The sequence below is a fragment of the Polaromonas sp. P1_G4 genome, from assembly GCF_056405475.1.
This window is the reverse complement of the sequence record NZ_JBFUCA010000558.1, coordinates 1-2648: the sequence shown is the minus strand read 5'-3', so window position 1 is coordinate 2648 and position 2648 is coordinate 1. Positions and strand designations below refer to the sequence as shown.

General features: G+C 60.7%; 1 protein-coding gene and 1 pseudogene. One reads left to right on the top strand and one right to left on the bottom strand.

Annotated elements, in window-relative coordinates; translation table 11 throughout:
• Nucleotides 1–772, bottom strand: a 772-nt coding sequence (locus tag AC1D1X_RS20445) for a PDC sensor domain-containing protein (RefSeq protein WP_477699028.1), incomplete at its 3' end; no start/stop codon positions are given.
• Nucleotides 773–1124: 352 nt separating this feature from the next.
• Here AC1D1X_RS20445 and aceE point away from each other — a divergent pair.
• A pseudogene (gene aceE, locus AC1D1X_RS20440) lies at nt 1125–2648 on the top strand (pyruvate dehydrogenase (acetyl-transferring), homodimeric type); the annotation flags it as partial.

Here is a 2648-nt window from a genome sequence, read left to right as displayed (position 1 = left end):
GCCGGGCCGCGGGGTTGCGGGGCGGCGGGAGGTTGCCCGCCAGCACCGTGTTTTTGTCGTCGATCAGTGTGACCGCGTATTTGGCCGTCACATCCGTCGGCACGCCAAAGCGCAGCAGCCCGTCGATGGAGTATTCGCCCATGATGACGCCGGCAAATTTCCCCTGGTCATCGAGCGGCACCTGCAACTGCAGGGTAGGGGTGTTGTAGCCGCTGGCTTCCTTGGTCACCAGCGGGCGTGAATACACCGGTTGCCGCAGGTCTCTTGCCAGGTCGTAGGTGCCGTCTGTTTCGCCGACCTTGAGCTGCTCGCCGGCGCCGCGCAACTGGCTGGCGTTGGCGCTGGGCGATACATAGGCCACCTTGATCCGCCGCCTGCTGTCCACCCAGGTGACTGCCATGAGTTCGGGGTACTGGTTGACCAGGGATTCGGCCTGCGAGATGAATTCTTCCGTATCCACTTCCTTGTTGGAGACATCCCGCCCGATGCGCATGAGCTGCTCCTGGCGTTCCAGAAGGCGCAGGCGCAGGCGCTGCTGGGCGTATTCCACATCGCGCTTGACGGCCTGTTGCTCGCGGTCGATTTCTTCGATGCGCAGGTAACCGAAGGCTGCGATCACGGCTGCCAGAAACAGCACCACGGCCAGCAGGGGCCCCAAGGTGATGAAACGGTCCTGGCGCGACGGCGACTGCTTGCGCCACCAGCGCCTCCACAGGGCAAAGGTGGCGGAGTTCGCCATCGTGTCGGCGGGGGCAGGGGCTTGCTGGGTCATAGGGATGATGCAGTTTAAGTGAGATGCCCCTCTGTGGTCAGGGTTGACCCTGATCTTTTAAGGTGAGGCTGTGGGCTGCGCTGTCACATCGCTGGTTTCGATAAAGCAACCGGTATTTGCCAAGGGCATTTCCCCGCAGGTATCGATTTGCTGAACTTCCGTGAAATTTCTTAATGTGAAATCAATAAGCACTATTTGAAATTTAACAAATATTGTGAGAAACTAGGGTCTTGAATCTAATTTGCGTTTAAAACACGCTTAGGCGCAATTGGACACAGGCTCCGCGCACAGCCCGACAAGAGGCTGTATTGCGGATTAACAAAGCTTTATCAGGCTACTCAGGAGACAAAAAATGGCTGCCATTCCGAACCAAGCGGGCGACAACTTGCGCGCTGCCGCCAACGACGCGCTGGACAAGGACACCCAGGAAACCCGTGAATGGATGGACGCCCTGTCCGCCGTCATCGAAAGTGAAGGTCCCGAGCGCGCCCACTTTCTGCTCGAGCAACTCCTTGAGCACGCCCGCCAGAAAAGCATCGACATGCCTTTCTCGGCCAATACGGGCTATGTCAACACCATTGAAACCGACCACGAAGAGCGCTCTCCTGGCAACCTCGAGATCGAAGAACGTCTGCGCGCCTACATGCGCTGGAACGCCATGGCCATGGTAGTCAAGGCCAACCGCCTGCATCCGGCAGATGGCGGTGATTTGGGCGGCCACATCGGCTCCTTTGCCTCGCTGGCCAGCCTGTTCGGCGCCGGCTTCAACCATTTCTGGCATGCCGAGAGTGAAAACCACGGCGGCGACTGCCTTTACATCCAGGGCCACGTGTCGCCCGGTGTCTATGCCCGCGCCTACCTTGAAGGCCGCCTGACCGAAGAGCAACTGCTCAACTTCCGCCAGGAAGTCGATGGCAAGGGCCTGTCCAGCTACCCGCATCCCAAGCTGATGCCTGAGTTCTGGCAGTTCCCCACCGTCTCAATGGGCCTGGGCCCATTGATGGCGATTTACCAGGCGCGTTTCCTCAAGTATCTGCACGCCCGCGGCATTGCCAACACTGAAAACCGCAAGGTCTGGGTCTTCTGCGGCGACGGCGAGATGGACGAAGTCGAATCGATGGGCGCCATCGGCCTGGCCGCGCGCGAAAAGCTCGACAACCTCGTCTTTGTCATCAACTGCAACCTGCAGCGCCTCGACGGCCCGGTTCGCGGCAACGGCAAGATCATCCAGGAGCTCGAAGGCGAGTTCCGCGGTGCCGGCTGGAACGTCATCAAGCTCATCTGGGGCAGCAACTGGGATCCGCTGCTGGCCCGCGACAAGGACGGCGCGCTCAGGAAGGTCATGATGGACACGGTCGACGGCGACTACCAGGCCATGAAGGCCAACGACGGCGCCTTCGTCCGCAAGCACTTCTTCGGCAAAGACCCACGCACGCTCGAGATGGTCGCCAAGATGAGCGACGACGACATCTGGAACCTGCGCCGTGGCGGCCATGATTCGCAAAAGGTCTATGCGGCCTTCCACGCGGCCGTCAAGCACGAGGGCCAGCCCACCGTCTTGCTGATCAAGACCGTCAAAGGCTTCGGCATGGGCAAGATCGGCGAAGGCAAGAACAACGTCCACCAGACCAAAAAGCTGGCCGACGAAGACATCAAGGCCTTCCGCGACCGCTTCAACATCCCGATTCCCGACAGCCAGCTCGCCGACATCCCGTTTTACAAGCCGGCCGACGACACGCCCGAGATGCGCTACCTGCACGAGCGCCGCAAGGCCCTGGGCGGCTACCTGCCGCACCGCCGCGTCAAGGCCGACGAGCAGTTCACCGTGCCAGCACTCGAGACCTTCAAGTCGGTGATCGAGCCCACGGCCGAAGGC